We start from the raw sequence: 1,858 nt of genomic DNA, 5'->3' as shown, positions 1-1,858 counted from the left end.
TATCTTTAGTTGAGTTTGAATATATCGGTCGCTCCTATTCATAGTTTGCGATCGATTATTCAGCAAGCCCTAGATAGTGGCTGGGTCAAGTGCAGCTTTATTTGGTTTAGCCTCTGAAAGTGCTGCCGTTAGTTGATCAATAGCATTATCCCAATCATCCGCTGCATAAGCAGACACCCCCAATGTCACCAACGTTAAATATTTCAGTTCCTCCGCTAAATTGACTTGTATCTCAAAAGTTTCTAGCGCAGCCACCGCCATTGTGCGAATTTCTCCCTGCACTTGCTTACCTACATCGATATAATCCTTTGCTGCTGAAAGCATCTCAAAATTCACGCTGACTGCTGCTTTCTGCTGCGTCTTGCCATACCAACCCCAAATCACAATATCCGCATTTTTATTCTTGCCCAATTCCCGCGCTTTCTCTTTACCTTCCTGCTGACTAATCGCTTGTTTGAGTGGCAGAATTTTCAGGGTTGGGTAATTTTTAGTTGCATCCTGCAACTTCTGTAAAATCCTTTCTGTGACGCGATAATTTTTCGCATCCACCCCATCAAACTCCGCTAACAGAACCGTTACAGTTTTGGTTTTTTGTTCGCACTGTTGTATCAGACATAGAGGTGATAACTGAGGTTGTAGAAAATGCAAACCTATACCGCCACCACCGAGAATCAATAACATCGCCCCTGCAACGAGCCAAACCGTTTTTGTCCTTTTTGGCTTCTCCTCCGAAATTGGGGGTATTTCGGAGGGCGTTACTTTTTTATTTTGTCTGCCAAGCTACAAAACGTGGGAAATACCAGCCGCAACAATCCTTCCGTATCCAACTCCATCTCATAGGAAATTAATCCCGGCAACAACGGAATCGCTGCTTTGAGTTTTCCCGCCGCCGGAATTCCCGGCTTACTCAATGCTGCTTTGATTCCCTCTAACACCGTCATCAATTCAGCATTACTCTGAACCGCAGGTTCAATCTCCAGAAACTCCACTTCCCGCACCAATTGACTCGCAACTATTTCCGCATCCGCTTCGGGAATCGTCAATCCGGCAATTTCCCTCCCCCAGCGCAGCCAATACTCTCCTTCAACGCTACGAAGTTCTTCTTTGAGTTCGTCAATCTGCTGCTGAAGCAGTTCCTTGTCTTCAAAGTGTGCCAACCGTTTCGCTTTTTCCCTGCCAGCGAGTTGCTTGTAGTATTTTTGGACTTCAGATTGCAGGTGGGACAGGCGATCGCTAATCATCCAAAACTCCAAATAATATAATCAGTTTAAATCTCCTATTCTCGCGGTACGGATCGACATCCGGATCTATTTTCCTCTTTTCTCCTACTTCATCTTCAAAATCTTCTCAGCAGCAACTTCAGATATCGGCATCACCGATAACCGATTGCCTTTCCTCACAACCAAAATATCATCAGCGCTAAACTTTTGTTTCAGTTCCTCCAAAGATATTAACTTAGCAAATTCCTCAACAAACTCAACTCTCACAGTTTGCCAGCGAGGAGCATTTAACTGCGATTTAGCATCATAATATTCGCTATTCATATCGAACTGACTCGGATCAGCAATCCCTGTTTCCACGACGCGCACTAAGCCGACAATTCCCGGTATTTTAGTATTAGAATGGTAAAAAAATACTAAATCTCCCCGACTCATTTCTCGCATAAAATTGCGCGCTTGATAGTTGCGAACGCCATCCCAAATACAAGTGCGATCGCCCTTCAAGTCCGCAATACTGTAAACATCCGGTTCCGACTTCATCAGCCAATAATTCATACAATATCCTTAGCGGGTGACAAGGCACCTCTAGTCTAAACAGGACAAAGGTTTGAGAGAATGGTAAGGTAAAAAAATAAGGA

The 1,858-nt window shown here is 44.1% G+C and carries 3 protein-coding genes; all 3 read right to left on the bottom strand.

Features of this window, described 5'->3' with window-relative positions:
- Positions 1-69 precede the first annotated feature (69 nt).
- Positions 70-681, bottom strand: coding sequence for a hypothetical protein (locus QUA40_RS28600; RefSeq protein WP_333132067.1), 612 nt, complete (start codon positions 679-681; stop codon positions 70-72).
- 74 nt (positions 682-755) lie between these two features.
- Positions 756-1,241 (bottom strand): hypothetical protein, encoded by a 486-nt coding sequence (locus QUA40_RS28595; RefSeq protein ID WP_333132065.1) that lies wholly within the window; start codon positions 1,239-1,241, stop codon positions 756-758.
- A gap of 84 nt (positions 1,242-1,325) precedes the next feature.
- The gene (locus QUA40_RS28590; RefSeq protein WP_333132063.1) at positions 1,326-1,775 is read right to left on the bottom strand and encodes an EVE domain-containing protein; all 450 of its coding nucleotides are present in this window, start codon (positions 1,773-1,775) and stop codon (positions 1,326-1,328) included.
- Positions 1,776-1,858: the final 83 nt, after the last annotated feature.

It is taken from the genome of Microcoleus sp. Pol11C3, assembly GCF_036701485.1.
Classification (GTDB): Bacteria; Cyanobacteriota; Cyanobacteriia; order Cyanobacteriales; family Microcoleaceae; genus Microcoleus.
Note: the sequence above shows the minus strand (reverse complement) of the source record. Positions and strands in the feature narration are given on the sequence as shown.

Coding starts and splice junctions, on each gene's coding strand:
- QUA40_RS28595 (WP_333132065.1), bottom strand. CDS start 1,241: ATGATTAGCGATCGCCTGTCCCACCTGCAATCTGAAGTCCAAAAATAC.
- QUA40_RS28600 (WP_333132067.1), bottom strand. CDS start 681: ATGTTATTGATTCTCGGTGGTGGCGGTATAGGTTTGCATTTTCTACAA.
- QUA40_RS28590 (WP_333132063.1), bottom strand. CDS start 1,775: ATGAATTATTGGCTGATGAAGTCGGAACCGGATGTTTACAGTATTGCG.